This is a genomic window from Algorimicrobium algoritergicola, from assembly GCF_008086165.1.
In the GTDB taxonomy this organism is placed as follows: Bacteria; Bacteroidota; Bacteroidia; order Flavobacteriales; family Flavobacteriaceae; genus Algorimicrobium; species Algorimicrobium algoritergicola.
On record NZ_VSKL01000002.1, the window covers coordinates 595,260 to 617,768 of the forward strand.

The following is a 22,509-nucleotide window of genomic DNA, read 5'->3' on the forward strand; positions in this document are numbered from 1 at the left end:
TTTACAAACCTTTAATTAAAAGCAAGGCAGTTGCCGGATTGGTTGCCAATGGTACATCATGCACATCACACAAACGCATCAGCATCAAAACATCAGGTTCATGTGGGTGTTTTGCTAATGGATCTCTGAAAAAAAGCACCATCTTGCACAATCCTTCGGCTACACGACCCGCTATTTGCGCATCACCGCCTAAAGGTCCGGACAATAATTTTTTCACATTAAATCCAGCACTTTCCACCTTATTACCAGTGGTTCCTGTAGATACTAATGTGATATAATCTTGATGAAAAAACGCTTTATGTTCATTTAAAAACTGAACCATTTCAGCCTTTTTTCCATCGTGTGCTATAATTGCTATTTCCATTATTCGTTTTTATTGGTGTGATAATTAACCAAACCATCAATTGGTCGTTTTACTATATTGCCCACTTTATAATGATATTCTTCGGCGACTTCTAAAATTTCATCTTTTGAAAAATACGAGATAGAACCTGCAAAATGAACAGGAACCGATTTAATTTCTTCTTTAAACTGTAGAATCATATTTTCAGAGAAAAGTCGCAAACCTTTTTTAATCAAATTTTTGATATAAACGTTTTCCTTATGCAAAAACATAAATTCAGCAAAACTGGCTAAATAGGCATTCGGATTGGGTTGTTTATATAGGTTGTGCTTAATAAAATCTGTATCCATATTATAGGTCTCGGCAAAAGCAGTCCGGAGGGTTTCTGGCATGTGATAAAAATAATAATCCCGAATTAACTGTTTGCCATAGTAATTCCCAGACGCATCATCCATAAGTGAATATCCCAACGAGTTAACACGTTGATGCACATGGCTGCCATCAAAATAACTACAATTAGAACCTGTTCCTAAAATACAAACCACAGCTGCCTCATTTGGTTCATTAACGGTTGCACGAATGGCTGCATAGGTATCTTCCTTCACTTCAATTAAAGCGTTTGAAAAGATAGATGCCAAAACCTGTTTTAAAAGTAATCGTGGCTTTTCAGTTCCACAACCGGCTCCATAAAAATAGACGTGAGTAACAGCCAATTTATGTTTATTTAAGTCGGGTTGCTCATTGATTATATTATAAAGTTCAGCCTCTTGTAAAATGGCTGGATTTAAACCTTTTGTTTTTATTTTTTCTAACAAATGATTGCCGTTTATATCAACGGTAAGCCAATCACATTTTGTAGAACCACTATCAACAATTACTATCATATTTCTAAAAATAAAAAATTCGCAGTCTACAATTAAAATTATAAAACTGCGAATTCAAATGTAGCATTATATTTATAAACTGTTAATATGCTCGGCTAATTCTACTAATTTACAAGAATAAGCATACTCATTATCATACCAAGCTACTAACTTGAAGAATCGAGAATTCAATTCGATAGCTGAATCGGCATCAAAAACACAGGTGCGATCTTCACTTACAAAATCTTGTGAAACCACAGCATCTTCGGTATAACCTACAATTCCTCTTAAAGAACCTTCTGCAGCTTCCTTAAATACTTTTTTAATGGCTTCTAAAGAGGTTTCTTTTTTGGTTCTGACTGTTAAATCAACAACAGACACATTAGCTGTAGGCACACGAAATGCCATGCCTGTTAATTTCCCTTCTAATTCTGGGATGACTTTACCAACGGCTTTAGCGGCTCCAGTGGTTGTTGGAATAATATTATTTAAAGCAGAACGCCCTAAACGGTAATTCTTGGCACTTGGACTATCTACGGTATGTTGCGACGATGTTGTAGCATGAACCGTTGTCATTAAACCTTCTTCAATACCAAAATTATCATTCATAATTTTAGCCATTGGTGCTAAACAATTTGTTGTACAAGAGGCATTTGAAACTATGGTATCCGTTGCTTTAGCATCTAAATGATTAACACCCATTACAAACATAGGTGCATCTTTACTTGGTGCAGAGATTACCACTTTCTTGGCGCCAGCATCAATATGTGCTTGAGCCGATTCTATTGTTTTAAAAATCCCAGTACAGTCCGCAATAACAGCTGCTTCAACGGCATCCCATTTTAAATTTTTTGGGTCACGCTCTGCTGTTACACGAACGGTTTTTCCATTAACAACTAAATGGCCATTTTCCACCTCAACCGTTCCATTAAAACGGCCATGAACTGAATCATACTTTAATAAATAGGCTAAATGGTTAACATCAAGCAAATCATTAATTGCTACAACCTCAACATCTGGCCTTTCCATAGTTGCTCTAAATACAATACGACCAACGCGTCCAAATCCGTTTATTCCTAATTTTAATTTAGCCATAATTTTTACTATTTTTTATTATTACTATTTGTTACGTGGTCATAATATCCGACACGCGTAATAATTCTTTATTTATTTCTGTTTTGCCTTTTACGGCTTTTTCTAATGGTGTTAATGCCATTTTATTATCTAAAATACCAACCATAAAATTTGTTTTCCCTTCTAATAAAGTTTCCACTGCCTTCACGCCCATTCTACTGGCTAAAACACGATCAAAACAGGATGGTGACCCACCACGTTGCATATGTCCTAATACCGAAACACGTACTTCGTATTCTTCCATATTTTCTTCAACGTAATCTTTCAATTCGAAAACATTTTTTCCAATCTTATCGCCTTCCGCTACCACAACAATACTAGATGATTTACCAGATTTTTTACTGCGTCTCAATGATTCTAAAAGTCTATCCAACCCTAAATCTTCTTCAGGGATTAATATTTCTTCAGCTCCTGCTCCAACACCTGCATTTAATGCAATGTGACCAACATCGCGCCCCATAACTTCCACAAAAAATAAGCGTTTGTGTGAACTTGCTGTGTCTCGTATTTTATCAATCACCTCAACAACCGTATTTAAAGCGGTATCAAAACCCAACGTAAAGTTGGTGCCAAAAATATCATTATCTATAGTTCCTGGAATACCGATAATTGGAAAATCAAAGGCTTTATTAAAAACTAAACCACCAGTAAAACTACCATCACCTCCTATAATAACCAAGGCTTCTATACCTGCTTTAACAAGATTTTCATGGGCTTTTTGCTGACCTGCATCTGTTCTAAATTCTTTAGATCTAGCAGACTTTAACATGGTGCCTCCTTTATTGATGATATGGTTTACACTACGTGCGGAAAGTGGTTTGAAATCGCCTTCAATCAATCCTTCAAAACCGCGATAAATACCTATACATTCTATTTCATGATATGCACAGGTTCTAACAACGGAACGAATGGCGGCATTCATTCCTGGCGAATCTCCACCAGATGTTAAAACACCTATTCTTTTAATATTTTTTGACATGATTTTTTCACTTGATTATGTAAATCTACTAAAGAAAAACTATAAATAACATGCTATTTGTCACTGTTTTTAATTCTTTTCTTCCTCATCCTTAAAGCCGATGTAGCCAGGTAGGTTTTTATTATTTTCTTCAGCTTGCTCTGCTTCTTTGGCTTTTTCTTCTTCGTATTCGTGTTTGCCTTTAAAAATAATTTGAATCAGTTCACTAAACGTGTCAAAATCCACATTCCATGCAATACCAACACCTTGGGTATAGCCAATTTCTTCACCAAAATTTCGGATACTATTTTCCCGATTGAAAACTTTAGCTGTCAGTGTACCTTCATCATTTAATAGAAAGTCTATTTGAACATCTCCAGCAATAACCGTTTCACTAACACCACCAACGGGCACACCTACTTTACCATTAATTAAAATGCGGTCGCTAATATTGGTTTGAAGCGTCACACCTAAGCGATCATCTGTTTGATAGTCTGGTGTGTTTTCGCCAGCTTCATAATTTAAACCAATGTTTACTTTATTATCACTGGTTGAAAAGAAACCGTTAATAATACCATTTAAACGTTCGGTGATAGTTCCGGTTATATTTATATCATTTAATCGGTTTGAGAAGGCACCTGTTGCTAATAAATATAGCGCTTGATTATCTCTGTCTTCTTTGGAATCTAATCGGTAATTTAATTCTGATTTCACCGTAGAACTCACGTTTGGAAATTCGAATTCAAATTCGATATCGGGCTTTTCTAAAGGCCCACTTAACATGGTTAACACGTGAACAGGAATACTCCTATTAATAGGATTGTCCAGTAATGGTGATGGATTTGCTTGCGTTTTATAAATAGCGCTTATTTCAATTTGAGCTGAAAATGGATCGCCTTCCCAAGCCAAAGTTCCACCGGGTTCTACAATAAATTTCTTTTGAACAATGCCACCATACATAAAGTTATAAACACCATCAAATACCGAGAAATCACCATAAATATTAAATTTACCATTGGTATTAATATCAATTAGTAACCCACCAACTCCACTTCCTTTTATGGTACTTCCAGACACTTTATCAATCACAATTTCTATTTCGGCATCTTGCGTAATATCTAATTCAAAATCTAATTCTAATCCCGAAATATTCTGCGTACGAACCTCCTGACCCAATGATTTGGCAAGTTTTTCTTCGGGCGTTAAAAAATGAATAAAGGAATTATCACCAAAGCTTGCAGAATCTGTTAAAGGAATAACAAAGGTTGTACCTGGCTTGGTTTCACCAACAACGCTTATCACCAAATTACTTGTAGCTCCTTTTATACTGGCAATACCACCAATAAATCCAGTTCCGTAATAGGGTGCTTCTTCTGTTTCTTCTTGGGTATCTAAAACCAATAATCGTTGTGTATTAATATCTAAATCTAAACTCCAATCGCCAAAATTAACATGGTTAATGGAGCCATCTAAAATACCTTTGGAATTATATTTGGTGTCTGTTATTCGGATGTTATTAAAAACAAAACTCTGATTATCAAGCGTTACCGATGATTTATTAGCAAATTCAAAATCGACATTTAAATACGGAACCGTTAATCCGGAATTGTTTAATACCAAATCGCCATTTAATTGAGGCTTTTTTAAACTTCCTTCTAGTCTAGCGACACCAGTAACGTCTCCTCTAATATTTGTTAGAATACCAGACAAGAATGGGTTTAATGGTGACAGGTTAAAGTTGTTTAAATTTAAATCGACGTCTATAGTTGAAACATTTGATGCCACATCAATAATACCAATAGCGGAAAAGGATTCATTCGCATCATCTTTAATTTTGGCGTACACCGAATAGTTTGTAAGCGATTCATTACCACGTATTTGAGCATCAAAAGAACCAAGGACCAGCTTATTAATTTCCAAATCATCGATCGTAATATTGGCATCTGGCAAGTAAAGTCCGTTTTGCTGAAAAACATCCAACTTACCGTTTACGTTTCCGCGTAAATCCAAACTATCTATGGATGGTGTAATTTTAGCCAAATCAACATCCTTAAAATTTAGTTTGATATCCTTGTAGGTAGAATCCCGTAATTCACCGAAAAGCTTTATCTGCTCGCTATTGTGACTCATTAAAAATGAATCTATTTTTACATTTTTAAAATTATTATCAAAAACGAGCCTGTTATTCCGGTTTCTATTTTCATTTAATATCCACGTATTCCCTTTAAAAGTGATATCTGATTTACTAAAACCAACAACCGATTTATTCTCTTTATTTATAGTGTGGTAAAAACTTAAATTATAGATATCGTTATTGTTTTTACCGCCATTAAATTCCGAACGAATAAACAACGTATCCTTAAGGGTTACGTTAATTAAGTTGAATTTAGAAATATTATAAAAATTGGTATTGATACTATCTACTTCTACATAGGTATTAAAAAGTGGGTTTTTATTATCTACTTGTAAAGAAATTTGATCTGCAAAATAATCGAACAGCTTAATTTTAGGTGATTTAAAGGTTAGTTTAAATTCATCTTCTTGACTTTCCACATGGCCACGAATGTAGGTGTTGGATCCTAGCTCGATATCAGGAACAAATACTTCAACAATTTTATTATAGATATTAAAGTTAAAATCAATGTATTGATTTTCTACTACTTTATGCGGTTTATAATTTGCATAAATACTTCCAACGGCATTTTCAAAAAGCTTTCCTATATCTTCAAACAGGAAAACACCACTTAACTGTCCTGTAATGATATCTGGAGAATTCACATTAATATAATGTACCTCATCTTGAAAAGTTGATGTTATTTCAAAATCTTCAAAGAAATATGAATCATGCTCATTGATATACGATGTATTACTAAATTGAATGTTACCAACGGCATTATTTACAGATGTTCCTGTTGCCTTCATAACCACCACACCTTTAAAAGTTGATAGGCTATCATTTTTCACAAAATTCATGGCTTTTAGGTTCGCATAGCTAACATCTGCTTCAAAATCAAATTCACTTATTTCCTTTGAAAAGTCGGCTAACCCATTAAATGTTAGTTTTAAATTTTCATCATTGGAGATGAGTTTTCCATCATAAATATTATTTCCTAGAACACCTGATACTTCCAAGTTGTTATATTCATAACCGTTATATACAACGGAATACACATCACCCAAAAGTTTGGTATCTAATCCTTCTAAAGTAAAACCTTTCCCATTTACATTTAGGTTTAATGATGTTTTTCCCCAATTCGGGTTTTCCATGAATTCCCCAATTTCGAAATCCTTAAATACTATTTTACCTTTATATGTCGCATTATCCACATCATTAAAGGTTTTCATTTCTAAATTAGAATCTATAAAGCCTAAATCCGTTTGAATTTGCAGATTTGCCTTTATTTCAGATGTGGTAATTTCAGATTGCCCAACAATGGTAAAACGGCCTAATCTATCAAAAGCTGTAGGAATAGAATTCCCTAAAACATTAGGCAAAAGCGCCTTTAAATCTTTATAATTGGATGATAGATTAGTGAATTTTCCATTCATATAAAAGTTATCCGTTTCTTTATTAAACAGATTCTTAAAATACAAATCACCGTAAACACGACTATTACTACTCGTATTCAATTTTAAGTTATTCAGGCGTAAATCATTTAGTGTTCCGGTAATGTTTGTCGTAAAGGTGGCATGTTGGTTAATACCAAACTCATCATAAAAAGTATTCAACTCATTTAAAGCTATATCCGCTTCTGTAAAATTGGCATTGACTTGAACCTTATCTGTAAAAAACTGTAAATCTTCTCTATTGTACGTAAATTTCACATCGCCTTTTAAAATAGAATTCTCCGTTTTAATATCTAAATTATCTAAAAATATTTGTTCTTTGGTATATGAAAAATTGGTGACTAAATTTTTCATTTTAAGACCACGACTATCATCAAATGCTAACGTATTTATTCGCATGCTAACATTTGGACCATTAATTAATAAATTAGTCGCATTGGTGAAAACGTTGGTAAATTCAAGAATTTTAGGCGTTTCATTATTTTCATTAGTCATCCTGAAAATGCCATCTCTAATCGTTACATCACTAGAAGACATTAAAAATGTACTTTCACGAACTTCCTGGTTATCCGCATCAAAACGTGCCACAAACACATCTAGATTGGTGTCGGTTTCACCTTTATAAGTCACCAGATTAAAAATAACACCTTCTAAATCAATATCACCAAAAACCAATTTACCATTGTATAAATTTTTAAAACTTAAAATGGAGGTATTTAAATTGGTGGCACTAATTAGGGTATCTTTTTTAAAATCGCGAATAAGTACGCCCTTTAGTTCCACATCACCAGTAATTTGTAAACCGATGCGTTCAATATTTATATTGGTTTTGAAATCTGAATTAATCCTGTTCGTAACATGTTTGGCAATGCCTGTTTGAACGGCCGGAATGGACAATAGTAGCATCAAAATAATAAGTAGCAGCAAAATGGTTGCTACTAATCGTCCGAGTATTTTGAAAAATTTTTTGATACGTTTATAAAGTTATAACTTTGACATCAAAATTAACAATTATTATGCCCAATTATTAGAAATGACTACAGAAAATATTTACATATTAGGAATTGAGTCATCTTGCGATGATACGGCGGCTTCCGTACTGTTAAACGGTCGTGTTTTAAGTAATGTTGTGGCAAGCCAAAAAATACATGAAGAATATGGTGGTGTGGTTCCAGAATTGGCTTCCAGAGCGCATCAAAAAAACATTGTTCCTGTTGTTGCTCAAGCACTTAAAAAAGCAGGCATTACTAAAAATGAGTTACAAGCCGTTGCATTTACTAGAGGTCCTGGACTAATGGGATCGCTATTAGTAGGCACCTCCTTTGCCAAATCGTTGGCTTTTGGTTTGGATATTCCATTGATTGATGTTAACCACATGCAAGCACATATTTTGGCGCATTTTATTGAAGAAGCTGATTTTACAAAGCCACCCTTCCCTTTTTTAGCGATGACAATTTCAGGTGGTCACACACAAATAGTTGAAGTTTCCAGCTATTTTGATTTAAAAGTAATAGGCGAAACAATTGATGATGCTGTTGGTGAAGCCTTTGATAAGAGCGGAAAAATTCTCGGCCTTGGGTATCCAGCAGGTCCAGAAATTGATAAACGTGCTAAATTAGGAAACCCGAAAGCTTTTAAATTTACCAAACCAAAAGTGGACGGCCTAAACTTTAGTTTCTCGGGATTAAAAACGGGAATCCTATATTTCGTCCAACGGGAAACCAAAGCAAACCCCAATTTTGTTGAAGAAAATCTGAATGATATTTGCGCTTCTATCCAATATACTATTATTGGTATTTTAATAGACAAACTTAAATTAGCCACCAAGCAAACAGGTATTAATCATATTGCTATAGGTGGCGGTGTTTCAGCAAATTCAGGAATTCGTCAAGCATTAAAAGATGGCGAGCAAAAATTTGGATGGACCACCTATGTGCCAAAATTTGAATACACCACAGATAATGCAGCCATGATTGCTATTGTTGGGTATTTAAAGTATTTGGAAGGCCATTTTAGTGAGCAAGATATTACAGCATCATCTAGATTGAAAATTTAATAATTATAAATAAAATATTAACTTTTATGAAACCACGAATCAACATACTTCTCATTCTAGCCTTGGCTATTAATCTGAATTCTTGTCAAGATGAAGATGATGTCGCTCAATTAGAACCTGCACCATTAACGTGTGAAACGGCAAACACGACTTTTTCTACCATTTATAATGATATATTAATTAATGAAAACTTAAATAGTTATGATCATGTGGATTCGCCATTACATGCTTATGTTTTCAGCGTTTCTTCAGAAAAGCAATTATGCAGCATAGGCTATCAAAGTTTTCATGAAGATGCCAGCGTCCCTTTTGATATTATTATTAGAGAAGATGCCACGGGAACTATAATATATTCTGAAAGTCTTTTATTTACTCAAAACAACATGAGTTATGTTAGTCTGACTCCTCATGTCGTTTTACAGCCAGATACAGATTATGTACTGTCTAGAATACAGAATGATTATGGCACAAGACTTAATAATGTTATTGGAAACGTCATTGATGGCAGTACCAATACTGGTACTGTAAACTTCCTTCCATATACGGATTATGGATTCACTATTTTATCTACTAGGTTTTATAATTTTAATGATGAAGAAGTTGATGTATTAAACTTTTTACCACAGATTGATCTGGTTTTTGCTGAATAATAAGCATCCCATAACCACATAAAAACTGGTTTTGTTAAAACATCTGTTAATAATGTTTTGGCAATTCGTTCATTGAAGCCTTATTTTTTGTTTTTTTGTTTACTAAATAATCCCAAATTATGAAAAAACTACTTATTTTTTTATTTGGTTTCTCCGCAACCCTACATGCACAAGAAGCCGTAACACCTACTTTTGAAACAATTACCAATGCTGACGAAGCCCAATTGTTTTTAGATTCCAACCCCAGTAGAAGTAATACCTTTATTGTTTTTAATGAGGAGAACCATAAAACCGAATTAGCACGAAATTTATTTAGCTCTGGCCAAACCACTGTTGATGGTCATTTGGAAAGAACCCGGTATAAAGTTGTAGACCGTTTTACAACCACACATTATCGAGCGAATTATATTTTTATTGATGGAAACAAAATAGATGCCGAAGCTGCGGAAAGCTTAATTAAAACCATCTCAAAAAAATATAAAGATGGTGTGCCATTTAGTAAATTGGCGCAACAATATTCTATGGATAGAAATGCGAATAGAAATGGTGATACAGGCTGGTTTGCTCCTGGTAAAATGCATCCAGAACTTGAAAGAGTCATTATTAATGTTCCTATTAGCAAACGCGATTTGTTTTCATTTGAACTCAAAGATAAATCTTGGTATTATTTGGTGTTAAATTCCTACCAGCCAAAAGAAATCAAGGAAATTAAAGTGCTAAAAATAGTCGAAAAAAAATAATCATGCAGCTGTTTTACAATCCACATATTTCTGAAACTACCGAAAACTTTACGTTTGACAAAGATGAAAGTCGTCATATTATAAAAGTACTTCGGAAAAATGTGGGAGACATCCTTCAAATTACCAATGGCAATGGTTGGTTATTTTCAGCTGAAATAACCAGGGATGCCATAAAAAAATGTGAAGCCAAAATTATAGCTAAAACAGTACAGAAACCCTTAAATTATCAATTGCATTTAGCGGTAGCTCCTACCAAAATGAACGATCGGTATGAATGGTTTTTAGAAAAAGCAACTGAAATAGGCATTACCACCATTACGCCTATTATTTGCGATCATAGTGAACGTCAAGTGATAAAATTAGATCGCTTTGAAAAAATAGTTCAATCAGCTATGAAGCAATCCTTAAATTGCTATTTACCGACTTTAAATAAGGCCATTCCGTTTTCAGATTTTATGAATCAATCTTTTGAAGGACAAACTTTTATTGCGCATTGTGAGGAACTGGATAGGAAATCTTTAAAACAAGCAATTAAACCCGAAATGGCAATTACCATTTTAATTGGCCCAGAAGGCGATTTTAGTGTTAAAGAAATTGAAACAGCCATTAAAAATAAGTTTATTCCTGTAACTTTGGGTGAAACCAGATTACGTACCGAAACCGCAGCAATTGTTGCATGTCACAGTGTGGCATTTGTAAATGAGTAACTATGAAGCAACGCATCACGATTCTTTTATTAATTATTACGTGTAGTATATCTGCCCAAGAAATTGCAGTTTTAAAATACAAAGGTGGTGGTGATTGGTATAGTAATCCAACAGCACTTCCAAATCTTATCGCGTTTTGTAATGCGAATATCAACACCAAAATCAATGAAAAACCGGAAACGGTAGAGGCTGGAAGCATTGATATTTTTCAATATGCCTTTATCCACATGACGGGTCATGGAAACGTTTATTTTAGTGATGAAGATGCTGAAAACTTACGAAACTACCTGCTTTCGGGAGGATTTCTACATATAGATGATAACTACGGTATGAAACCCTATGTTACAGAAGCTTTAAAAACGGTATTTCCCAATGCAGAAATGATAGAAATACCAGCAAATCACCCTATTTTTAATAACGCTTATAGTTTCCCTGAAGGTTTACCAAAAATCCATGAACATGATGGGAACCGACCACAAGCTTTTGGTATTTTTCATGAAAACCGATTGGTAATTCTGTTTACCTATGAAAGCGATTTGGGTAATGGCTGGGAAGACGAAGTTGTTCATAATGATCCACCAGAAGTCCGAGAAAAAGCTTTAAAAATGGGTGCTAATATTATTAAATATGCGTTTGAGCATTAGTAAATAGGATTATGCAACTCACACATTACACCTCTAAATTTTCACCACACACCTTCCCCATTACCGTTATTTGCGATGGAATTACCAATGCACCAAACATTGGAAGTTTATTTAGAACTGCCGACGCCTTTGGTGTTGAAAAATTAATTTTCTGCGGAAAAGATATCGAGCTGGGAAGAAAATCAGCTAAAACGTCGCGCGCTACAGAAAAATATGTGCCGTTTGAAATGAATATGGATACTTTAGAAACCATTTTGCGTTTAAAATCAGCTGGTTATCGTATAATCGCTTTAGAAATCACCGAAGAAAGCCAAGCCATTAATCAGATGAAATTTGAGCCCAAACAACCTATTGCTTTACTTGTTGGTGCAGAAAATTTTGGTGTTTCAGAAGTTGTTTTAGCATTAGCAGATTCCGTTGTTCACATAAATATGTTCGGGCAAAATAGCAGTATGAATGTGGTTCAAGCTACAAGCATCTGCCTATACGAAATAACCAAACAACTTAAGGAAAATTAATTGGTAACCATTTCAGTTTCAATCAGTATATTTGACGCATGAATTCTAAACAAGTTTCAAACGGTATTTTAAGAGCAATTGGCTATCTATTGGGCGTGGCTATTCTTTTGTTTTTTCTTTATAAAATACAATCTGTAATCGTTTACATTGCCATATCAGCCGTTATATCCTTAACAGGACGACCTATTGTTGCATTTTTAAGACGTCGTTTAAAATTCAATAACCTGTTAGCAGTTGTAACAACTATGATTATGCTTTTAGGATTGATACTGGGTTTAGTAGGTCTTTTCATTCCTTTAATTGTTGAACAAGGTCATAATTTATCACTTTTAGATATTGAAAAATTACAGGTAAATATTAATAATATATATAATGAAACGGCTTCCCATTTTAATTTGGATAAAATAAATACGGGAGACTCACTTGAAAATTCTGAATTATTTTCAAACTTTAATTTTAGCGTTATTCCCGAATTTTTAAACTCCATTGTGAGTGGTTTGGGGAGTTTCAGTATTGGATTATTCTCCGTGTTATTTATATCATTTTTCTTTTTAAAGGATAGTAAACTTTTTGAAAACAGCCTACTTACACTTGTTCCTGATAGCAAAGTAAGTCGCGTTAAAAATTCAATCGAAAAAATTAAAGATTTACTCTCGCGTTATTTCGTTGGACTTGTATTTCAAATTTCAGTCATTTTTGTTATTTACACCATTGGTTTATTAATTGTTGGTGTTGAAAACGCTGTTGTAATAGCATTCTTATGTGCCCTAATTAATTTAATTCCTTATTTAGGACCCGTAATTGGTGGTTGTATTATGATATTACTGACTATGACCAGTAATTTAGGAAGTAGTTTTAGCGAAGTTATTTTACCAGAAACACTCTATGTTTTAATTGTGATTGCCATTGGCCAATTAATTGATAATTTTATTAGTCAGCCTGTTATTTTCTCAAGAAGTGTTAAATCGCATCCACTTGAAATATTCCTGGTTATTGTTATTGCTGGACTCCTCTTTGGAATTGTTGGTATGATAATCGCCATTCCGGCTTACACAGCTTTAAAGGTTATTTTAAAGGAGTTTTTAGCAGACAATAAAATTGTTCAGAGTTTAACAAAGAATCTATAAGCTATTTTGAATGTCGCCATTTTAAATACCGAAAATCAGGAATTTATAGATGCCCATTTAGAGTCTGATAGTACCAAACTACTTTTTGGAAAAGCACCTCATACGTCAGCCTCTATTAAAGAATTAGTAGCGCAAATTGAAGCCAAAAAACGCAGTAAAACCAAACTCCCATCCTGGTTTAAAACACCATTAATTTATTATCCAAACAAACTGAATATTGAGCAAACGTCTTCAGAAGATACGGCGCAATACAAAGCTTCCCTAGTTTCAGGAGAAAGCCTATTGGATATTACAGGTGGGTTTGGTGTAGATTGTTATTATTTCGCAAAAACGGTTCAACGGGTAATTCATTGCGAAATAAATAATAGCTTATCTGAAATCGTTACTTATAATTTTAAACAGTTACAAGTCACCAATATTCAAACAATTTCAGAAGATGGTATTGGGTTTTTAAAAAGTCAAAAAACGGGTTTCGATTGGATTTATATAGATCCTTCCAGACGTCATGATAGTAAGGGTAAAGTGTTTTTCTTAAAAGATTGTTTACCCAGTGTTCCAGATCATTTGGATGATTTATTCAAGCACACCAACAATCTATTAATTAAAACGGCTCCTTTATTAGATATTTCATCTGGAATCCAAGAGTTAAAAGCGGTTAAAGAAATTCATGTGGTTGGCTTGAATAATGAGGTTAAAGAATTACTTTGGATTCTTGAAAACGGTTATGAAGGTTCTATTGCTATTAAAACCATCAATCTCAATAAAAACCAGAATCAAACCTTCAATTTTCAATTAAATCAAGAAACATTAGCACAGGCAACTTACAGTTTACCAAAACAGTATTTGTATGAGCCGAATCCAGCTATTTTAAAATCGGGTGCTTTTAATAGTGTTTCCAATCAATTACAACTTGATAAGTTACATCAGCACACCCATTTGTACACTAGTAATGATTTGGTTGATTTTCCTGGACGTTCTTTTGAAATTGTAGGTATTGTGCCTTACAATAAAAAAGCGGTTAAAAAATTAGGGATAACACAAGCCAATATTACAACACGTAATTTTCCAGATGCTGTGGCAACCATCCGAAAGAAATTAAAAATAGCCGATGGTGGTGATACTTACCTATTTTTTGCGACAAACATGCAAGAGGAACGTATTGGAATAATTTGTAAAAAAGTAGAATATTTAAAAGCTTAATCGCTTAAACATAAATAAGAGAAACATGTTAAAAGCAGTATTATTTGATATGGATGGTGTAATTGTAGATACTGAACCGCTGCACCACAAAGCCTATTATGGTATGTTTAACTCACTGAAGTTAGACGTAACGGAGCAGCAATATCAATCATTCACAGGGCAATCTACCATTAATGTTTGCAGACAGCTTTGTAATCATTTTGAGTTAGGAAATGCACCCGAGGAATTAGTACAAATTAAACGCCATATTTTTAAAGATTTATTTGTGTCTGATAGCAGTTTACAGCTCATTGAAGGTGTATTCGATTTAATACAGGATTATCATCAAAACAACGTGACTTTGGTGCTGGCTTCATCCGCATCTATGCAAACAATTGAAAGTGTATTCAACCGATTTGAATTGGAACCCTACTTTAAAGCAAAATTAAGTGGTGCCGATTTAAAAGCGTCCAAGCCTCACCCCGAAATCTTTTTAAAAGCAGCTGAAAGCTCCGGGTTTAAAAAAGAGCAGTGTTTAGTAATTGAAGACTCTACAAATGGCATAAAAGCTGCTAATGCAGCAGGTATTTTTTGTGTTGGATATAAAAGCTTACACTCCAAAAACCAGAATTATGAGACAGCAAATCTGGTGATAGACGATTTTAAAAGCATTTCCTTTCAACATGCAAAAAACCTCTTATCAGTTCACTAATAGCTTGTTAATTGCCGAATTTTTAACCGGTAAATAAAAATTACATTTTTTCGCATAAAAAGTTTCAAAAATAGTTGCGTTCTTTATAATGGATGGTTACATTTGCATCCGCATTAAAAGAACGTTCTTTTATATTTAATGGAGAGGTGCCAGAGTGGTAATGGAGCAGATTGCTAATCTGTCGACGCGTAAGTGTCGCCAGGGTTCGAGTCCCTGTCTCTCCGCATTATTTTAGATAACCGTTTTTTCATGGTGCAGACGCTCGAAATTTTCGAGTTAAACTGCATATTTGAAAAAAAATTATCGGGGTGTAGCGTAGCCCGGTTATCGCGCCGCGTTTGGGACGCGGAGGTCGCAGGTTCGAATCCTGCCACCCCGACAATATTTTTAGAGTTACGGGCTCGTAGCTCAGCTGGATAGAGCACCTCCCTTCTAAGGAGGCGGTCACAGGTTCGAATCCTGTCGGGCTCACTTAAAGACTTACTGTTTTCAGTAGGTCTTTTTTGTTTTTCAGATGTTTTTTATTTTAAAATATAGCTGTAAATAGCGCATTCCGCGCAAAGCGGAACGGTCACAGGTTCGAATCCTGTCGGGCTCACTTAAAGACTTACTGTTTTAGTGAGGCTTTTTTGTTTTTAAGCATTTCTATATATTTGCAATAGCGTCCCTCCCATTTAAGCTTATTTAGGCCAAATGTTAAGCGTAATAATTTAAGTATCTTTGATTTGCTTTTAAGCTCACAAATCATGAAAACGCATTTAGTAACCGTCTTTTTATACCTCGCTATACTTCCACTTTTTGCTCAAATTATACCTTCCAATCAAAATCCGAAATTTAATTCCAGTTTAAATCCCAAGTTTAATTCAAGCATAAATCCGGTATTCACCTCACAAATTAACCCGAAGTATAATTCCAATATCAATCCAAAATATACAGCCAATATAAATCCCAAATACACGTCTAGCATTAACCCGAAATACAATTCCGATTTAAACCCAGCATTCAACTCAAAAATTAATCCTAAATATAATTTCCGACTCAATCCAAATTACGGGAATTGGGAGGGTTATTATATGTTCAATCAATCGGCTGAAATTATTGGGTTTCTAATTTATGCGAATGCCGATGTGTATTTGTATTATAACAATGATGGTACTTGGATGGGATTTTTTGTGCGTGCTGAATCCAATTTCAACCTATTTACCTTAAATGGCCAATGGACAGGAAGCTATTTGTGCTCCGATTCCGAAAATGGTTATAACCTTTTTGATGAAGGCGCCAATTGGACTAAAAACTATGTAAAATAACAGCATCTAATCATTCAGATAAACTTAATTTCAAATATCCCATTCGCGCTATTTTTAAACCAATAGTTTTCTATATTTGGAAATAGGTTGTTCTTAATCAAAAAAACTAACCAAACAAGGCTTAAAAACACATGAAAAATTTAAAAGGAAAAACAGTATTAATAACTGGTGGGGCATCTGGAATTGGGAAAATCATGACACGCCTCATGTTAGAACGCCAAGCTCGTGTGGTTATTTGGGACATTAGTCAGGAAAATATCGATTTAACAGCCACCGAGTTTCAAAACAATCCGGCACTTTTTAGTTATAAATTAGATATTTCTAATATGCAACAGGTTCTAGAAACTGCTAAAAACGTCAAGCAAGATATTGGAATCGTAGATGTGCTTATCAATAATGCGGGAATTATTGTCGGTAAGTTTTTCCATGAACATACAGAAGCCGATATAGAAAATACCATGAAAATTAACAGCCTAGCGCCTATGCATATTTCTAAAATATTTCTAGACGATATGCTTCAACAGAATTCTGGTCATATTTGTAATATTGCCTCCTCTGGTGGTTTAATCTCCAATCCTAAAATGTCTGTGTACGCATCTAGCAAATGGGCCCTTATTGGTTGGTCTGATAGTTTGCGTTTGGAAATGAAACAACTCAAAAAAAACATACACATTACCACCATCATGCCTTATTATATAAATACAGGAATGTTTGACGGTGTGAAATCTAAAATTCCCATATTAGAACCAGAAGCGGCATCCCTAACCATTATCAAAGCCATAGAAACAAATAAAAGAATGGTAACCATTCCTGGCTACATTTACCGAGTAACAAGGTTTGGTCAAGCCGTTATGTCTGTAAATGTATTCGACTGGTTTACGGGCGATGTATTGGGTATTTATAAAACCATGGAACATTTTGTAGGGCGTAAAAAATAAGCGGATTATAAATTCAGATCAAGGCAAGCTTGCGGTATAAAAGTTTAACCCATTCAAATAAAAAACGCATCCTGACTACCGTTAAGTGCGAACTGTTTTTTAATTTAACCCACAATCTCTCGCTATGCGTTTTAAAAGAACTTACGTTAAATTTAAAAATAGTGCCTTTCGAAATTTTATTCGGAGACATGAAAAATATGCGCCGTTACTGTTCTTTATTGGTGGTTTTATTTTCGATACCTTAACACTTGGCCGTATAGATCGCGTGTACGATTTAACGGTCCTATCCTTACACATGACATTTTTAACTACGGTGTTATACTTGTTTAATTTAGCTGAAGATGGCAAATGGATAGGCACCTTTTTAGAACGTTTTCAAGAGTATTTTCCATTAGCCGTACAATTTTCGTTTGGTGGCCTTTCCAGCGCGTACGTCATATATTTTTCCCGAAGTGTGTCCATGTCAAAAACCATTTCATTTTTTGTTATTTTGGTTTCACTACTCCTAGCCAACGAAGTATTAAAACGGCGAATCTCCAATAAATACTTACAATTCGGAATTTACTTTTTTATAAGCTTTACCTTTTTTGCGTTCATGATTCCTGTAGTATTCAAGGAAATGAGCACAACCATTTTTATAATTTCCGGATTATTAAGCCTCTCTATTACTTTAGGCTTAATCATTTTGGTATATGTAAAAAGTCCGAGTACCAAAGCTGAAATTAGTATAACCAAAGTTATCGGGCTTGTTTTAACCCTATATATAAGTATCAATTTATTTTATTATTTTAATTTAATTCCACCAGTACCATTAGCTTTAGATGAAGGTATTGTTGCTCATAGTGTTCAAAAAGAAAACGGCAACTATCTGGTTACTTACGAACGTGATGACTGGTATATTTTTTGGCGCGATCACCGATTAGAGTTCATTCAGCAACCCGATGAAAAGGTATTTGTTTTCACGTCTATATTCGCGCCTACTGCCATAAAAAAAGCCATCTTTCATCGCTGGAAATGGTATAATAACACCACTGAAGCATGGGAAGAAACCGATAAAATTGGGTTTGATATCACAGGTGGCCGAAATGCCGGCTTTCGCGGTTATACTTTTAAAAACAATGTCAAGCCAGGTACCTGGCAAGTAGATGTCATTACCGAAGAAGAACTGGTACTGGGCGTTATTGATTTTGAAATAATTATAAATCCAGATTTACGACCGAAACGGGTGGTTCAACGAAAGTTTTAAGACATACATCTAAAAGCACTTACAATTTACGGGTATCCGTAAACTATTTTTAATTATTTATGGTATTTTCCCTTTTGGGAAAACATGGCAGGTGTAATAGGTTTTGTATTTCTATAATGGAAATATAGATGCTATTAACTATATACACTTGTTGTGCGTAATTTGACTCACAGACTTCGACCAGACTAAAATATTAATATGACACACCAGTTTCCTGAATCACTAATTGAATCGATTAAATCAAAAGAATGTACACTTTTTATTGGATCTGGAATATCAACTTGGTCTGGAGCACCATCATGGTATAAATTACTTTTAAGTTATTCCAAATTTCTCGAACAAAAAGGAATTTGTAATGATAAAGAAAAAGACGAAATCCTAAACGTAATTAACAAAGGTGACTTGCTAATTGCGGCTAGTTATTGTAAATCATTATCAACTGATGCAGACTTTTCTGAGTTTATTAAAGAAGAGTTTTTTGATAGAAATCTTAAATCTCATAAAATTCATGAATTAATAATATCATTAGGCTCTGATTGTTATATCACAACAAACTATGATTCATTGATTGAAAATTCATACCAAGAATTTCGTAACGGATTAATGCTAAGAAGAGTAAATAATGACCAACCTATAGAACAAGCTTCAATTCAAAAACATTCTTCATCTAAATTTATTTTTAAACCTCATGGTGATATGCATAATGTTGATTCTATAATTCTAACTCAAGAGGATTATAGAAGAGTTAGATATAATATGGAGTCCACCATTGACACTTTAAAACATTTACTGATTCAAAGACCCATTCTGTATTTAGGTTTTGGTTTAACAGACCCAACATTCATATTGATTAAAGATTTTATTGCTGAAACATATAAGGGAGGAAATAGGCAACACTTTGCTATCATGCCTGACGTTACTGATCTTGAGAAAAAGTTTTGGCATAAAAATTATGGCATTTCATTAATTTCATATGCAACAATTCAGGACTCGGAACAGAAACATGGTAATCTACTCGTATTACTTGAAGAGCTAAATAAAAAACTAATTGATAAAAAAGAAACAACTGATTTTAAACTATCTAATTCCAGCAAATTAGCTTTACTACGATATTGTGACACATTATTATATAGTTTTCAATCAAAAAATATAAATCTGTTTAACTTAGATGGAATAATAAGTAATCCAAACACAAAATCTAAAGAACAACATAGGCAAAAAATTTCATCAATAAAACAAGTGTTCCATACTTATAATAAATTAATTATTCTTGGTGAACCTGGTTCTGGAAAATCTACTTCTCTAGAATATTTTTCCTCTCAAATTGCTTTAAAATCTAAGGATGTAATTGATGATGATTTTTCCGAACACTCTATTCCAATATTTATACAGTGTAAAGAATACAAAGGTAGTTTGTTTGATTTAATAAGTAGTTCACTACCAATAACTGTTGATAAAGAAATTACATTAAAAAATGGTCTATACACAATTATAATTGATGCAGTAAATGAAATTCCGAAAGAGTATCACGAAACAAAATATTTTGAACAAGATTTAAAAGATTTTATTGAAAAATATCCTAAAAACAAACTACATGTATCAACAAGAAGTCTAAACTATGTTTCATTCCTAGATTTTCCTGTATTTGAAATAAAAAGACTAAATCATGATTTTGTTAAAAAAACACTAGAAGAACAACAATATAATTTAGATACAGTTTCAAATCGTTTTTTAAATTACTTATCAAGTCCCTTCTTTTTCAAACTATTTCTGGATTACAGTTCAAATATTGACCTCAATAAAATCACACCAAAACTATTAATAACTAAATACTTTTTATCTGTAAATGAAAGTATCCAGAATGATTACGGTATTAAAATAGACGTATTGGATTTATTTTCAAGTATTGGTTATAAACTAACAAATTCTGGAGAAATAAATATTGACCCTGTTCATTTAAAGAAAAAAATAGAGTCTTCTGGTTTTAAAAATAATGAAATATTTAATATTTTAATATCAAAGAAATTTTTATTACCAGATGGTGAAGGTAAAATCGGGTTTGTTCATCAAACTATTTTAGAGTTCTTATCAGCATTTCATTTGAAAAAATTGTACTCAAAAGATGAAACTGTTTTAGATGAAAAAATTATTGATTCCAGATGGGATGAAACAATAATGTTATTTGTTTCACTATTAAATGAGTCAAATGCCAAAGGTGTCATAGAAAAAATTGTAGAAAAAGATATTTTTTATGCTTATTCAATTTATGATTTTGCATCTTATAAAAACATTTCACTTAAACATATTCTTATTGAGCAATTATTAATGCGACTTAATAATTCAAAAATAACGCATAGAAAAAAGTATAGATTAGGTTGGTTAATTAGGAATATTATTTCTGATAAGAAATATTTAAAAAGTATAATTAAATTCTTAGAGGATGATGTAATTGGACCTGAAGTAGCTATATTTATAGCCAAAGCAAATCATAAAGAAAGTCTTCCAAAAATCATAGAATGTCTATTCAAAAATGGTAATTCTTTCCCAAGTGGTTATGCAAAAGCAATTATAGAATTCAATGACGATTCCGTTATTGATAGTTTATTAACTTCGATTAATAAAATAGATGAAATTGACTCTAATGAGTTATTAATTGACAATATTTCAACTATTTTAAATCATTTTGAGTCTGACCTTTATGTACCACAAATTCTAAAAGCATTAGAATCGGACAAAGTTAAAGATAAAATAATTGCTGTAAAATTATTAGAAGGAAATAGGTCATCAGAAGTTATTCATGTTTTTTCTAATTTATTAGACGAATCAAATGATGATGTGAAAAAGGAAGTTATTTATAGCTTACAAGGAAGATTTTGGCCTATTGAAAAAGAAATAATTTCAACACAAGAAATAATAGATAAATCATTCAAAAATCTTGGCAATAATAATATTGGTTCTTATTTCTCAAGTTATCTTAAAGATTTAAAATCTGATTCTGTAATCGAACGAGCTTATCAGTTAGTAAGCACTACTCAAAATAGTTTATTAAAAATTAACTTAGCAAATATCATAATTGATAAATACCATGAGCTTTCAATAAAAATAATTTTAGAGCATTTGACTAATTTCAAGGAAGAGTATCACTCAGCACTTCATCAATGTCTATTTTTAAACATTTCAGACTACAGTATTGAAATAATTCCTTTAGTAAACAAGACCAATCAAATACGTAATAGGTTTATTATTGAAAGCTTTTCAAATGAATCTGATGAGATTTCAGATTTTATCAACTACGAAACATGTTTGTTTTTATTTAAATCTTGGGAAAATAAAATTCAAGAAAATAATTTAAATGAGGAGGACGTTTTTTATTGGCATTACTCAATTCCAAGATTTTTAAGTCTTTGTTCTAAACACATGAAGACCTTACTTCTAAATAAGCTTAACAATAAGGATTATTCGAATAAATATCAGTTACTATCAATTATTAATCACTTTGAGCTAAAGAAACAAGATTTCACAGAACAAACTATAAACTGGTTGTTTGATAAAATGACAAAAGAAAAAGATGATTATAATAATTTCGCTACAACAATAATTGGAAGTATAGGAGATGAAGAATTTGCTGAAAAAAAATTAAAACCTTTGTTGGATAGCGAGAATGCTGTTTTAAGAAACAACGCGTATATAGCGATAGAGAAAATTGAAGGAAGTATTAATAAAAGATTAATTATAAAATAAAAACTACGCACAACAAAGTACTGTGGTAAAAAACAAGTAAAAACTCATTAACTTTTCACCAAAGTACTTCTATAAGTAT

The 22,509-nt window shown here is 33.0% G+C and carries 18 protein-coding genes and 3 tRNA genes; 16 read left to right on the forward strand and 5 right to left on the reverse strand.

From position 1 onward, the window contains the following. Position 1: 1 nt before the first annotated feature. The 5 genes from ES675_RS08680 to ES675_RS08700 form a co-directional block, all read right to left on the reverse strand. Positions 2-364 carry a methylglyoxal synthase gene (locus tag ES675_RS08680; protein ID WP_066254722.1) on the reverse strand — a complete coding sequence of 121 codons (363 nt, stop codon included), beginning with the start codon at positions 362-364 and terminating at the stop codon, positions 2-4. Then, positions 364-1,227, reverse strand: coding sequence for an N-acetylglucosamine kinase (locus tag ES675_RS08685; RefSeq protein ID WP_066254725.1), 864 nt, complete (start codon positions 1,225-1,227; stop codon positions 364-366). The genes ES675_RS08680 and ES675_RS08685 overlap by 1 nt, the downstream gene beginning before the upstream one ends. 72 nt (positions 1,228-1,299) lie before the next feature. Continuing rightward, a complete protein-coding gene (gap, locus tag ES675_RS08690) occupies positions 1,300-2,301 on the reverse strand; it encodes a type I glyceraldehyde-3-phosphate dehydrogenase (RefSeq protein ID WP_066254728.1) in 1,002 nt (333 codons plus the stop codon). Between the two features lie 31 nt (positions 2,302-2,332). Next, positions 2,333-3,319, reverse strand: coding sequence for a 6-phosphofructokinase (gene pfkA / locus ES675_RS08695; RefSeq protein WP_066254731.1), 987 nt, complete (start codon positions 3,317-3,319; stop codon positions 2,333-2,335). Positions 3,320-3,388: 69 nt separating this feature from the next. Beyond that, a complete protein-coding gene (locus ES675_RS08700; protein WP_066254736.1) occupies positions 3,389-7,771 on the reverse strand; it encodes a translocation/assembly module TamB domain-containing protein in 4,383 nt (1,460 codons plus the stop codon). 127 nt (positions 7,772-7,898) lie between these two features. Between ES675_RS08700 and tsaD the strand changes: the two genes are divergently transcribed. From tsaD to ES675_RS08780, 16 genes are all read left to right on the forward strand, one after another. Continuing rightward, complete coding sequence (gene tsaD / locus ES675_RS08705; RefSeq protein ID WP_066254741.1) at positions 7,899-8,921, forward strand: tRNA (adenosine(37)-N6)-threonylcarbamoyltransferase complex transferase subunit TsaD; 1,023 nt, start codon at positions 7,899-7,901, stop codon at positions 8,919-8,921. A 26-nt stretch (positions 8,922-8,947) separates the two neighbouring features. After that, the gene (locus ES675_RS08710; protein WP_066254744.1) at positions 8,948-9,571 is read left to right on the forward strand and encodes a hypothetical protein; all 624 of its coding nucleotides are present in this window, start codon (positions 8,948-8,950) and stop codon (positions 9,569-9,571) included. 119 nt (positions 9,572-9,690) lie between these two features. After that, complete coding sequence (locus tag ES675_RS08715; protein ID WP_066254747.1) at positions 9,691-10,311, forward strand: peptidylprolyl isomerase; 621 nt, start codon at positions 9,691-9,693, stop codon at positions 10,309-10,311. Between the two features lie 2 nt (positions 10,312-10,313). Continuing rightward, on the forward strand, positions 10,314-11,018 hold the full coding sequence (locus tag ES675_RS08720; RefSeq protein ID WP_066254750.1) for a 16S rRNA (uracil(1498)-N(3))-methyltransferase: 705 nt from the start codon (positions 10,314-10,316) through the stop codon (positions 11,016-11,018). Between the two features lie 2 nt (positions 11,019-11,020). Further along, positions 11,021-11,662 (forward strand): DUF4159 domain-containing protein, encoded by a 642-nt coding sequence (locus ES675_RS08725; protein ID WP_066254753.1) that lies wholly within the window; start codon positions 11,021-11,023, stop codon positions 11,660-11,662. 11 nt (positions 11,663-11,673) lie between these two features. After that, positions 11,674-12,180, forward strand: a complete 507-nt coding sequence (locus tag ES675_RS08730; RefSeq protein ID WP_066254756.1) for a TrmH family RNA methyltransferase — start codon at positions 11,674-11,676, stop codon at positions 12,178-12,180. Positions 12,181-12,218: 38 nt separating this feature from the next. Next, positions 12,219-13,307, forward strand: a complete 1,089-nt coding sequence (locus tag ES675_RS08735) for an AI-2E family transporter (protein WP_066254761.1) — start codon at positions 12,219-12,221, stop codon at positions 13,305-13,307. Positions 13,308-13,313: 6 nt separating this feature from the next. Next, the gene (locus ES675_RS08740) at positions 13,314-14,507 is read left to right on the forward strand and encodes a THUMP-like domain-containing protein (RefSeq protein ID WP_066254765.1); all 1,194 of its coding nucleotides are present in this window, start codon (positions 13,314-13,316) and stop codon (positions 14,505-14,507) included. A 25-nt stretch (positions 14,508-14,532) separates the two neighbouring features. Next, on the forward strand, positions 14,533-15,198 hold the full coding sequence (locus ES675_RS08745) for an HAD family hydrolase (RefSeq protein WP_066254768.1): 666 nt from the start codon (positions 14,533-14,535) through the stop codon (positions 15,196-15,198). Positions 15,199-15,338: 140 nt separating this feature from the next. Continuing rightward, positions 15,339-15,422 (forward strand) — tRNA-Ser (locus ES675_RS08750). Between the two features lie 80 nt (positions 15,423-15,502). After that, a tRNA-Pro gene (locus tag ES675_RS08755) sits at positions 15,503-15,577 on the forward strand. An 18-nt stretch (positions 15,578-15,595) separates the two neighbouring features. Continuing rightward, a tRNA-Arg gene (locus ES675_RS08760) sits at positions 15,596-15,669 on the forward strand. A gap of 275 nt (positions 15,670-15,944) precedes the next feature. Continuing rightward, positions 15,945-16,505 carry a hypothetical protein gene (locus ES675_RS08765; RefSeq protein ID WP_066254772.1) on the forward strand — a complete coding sequence of 187 codons (561 nt, stop codon included), beginning with the start codon at positions 15,945-15,947 and terminating at the stop codon, positions 16,503-16,505. Between the two features lie 131 nt (positions 16,506-16,636). Beyond that, the gene (locus ES675_RS08770; RefSeq protein WP_066254775.1) at positions 16,637-17,443 is read left to right on the forward strand and encodes an SDR family oxidoreductase; all 807 of its coding nucleotides are present in this window, start codon (positions 16,637-16,639) and stop codon (positions 17,441-17,443) included. Between the two features lie 124 nt (positions 17,444-17,567). Beyond that, the gene (locus ES675_RS08775; RefSeq protein ID WP_066254780.1) at positions 17,568-18,689 is read left to right on the forward strand and encodes a DUF2914 domain-containing protein; all 1,122 of its coding nucleotides are present in this window, start codon (positions 17,568-17,570) and stop codon (positions 18,687-18,689) included. 198 nt (positions 18,690-18,887) lie between these two features. Continuing rightward, positions 18,888-22,430 (forward strand): SIR2 family protein, encoded by a 3,543-nt coding sequence (locus tag ES675_RS08780; RefSeq protein ID WP_148367374.1) that lies wholly within the window; start codon positions 18,888-18,890, stop codon positions 22,428-22,430. The last annotated feature ends 79 nt before the right edge of the window (positions 22,431-22,509 follow it).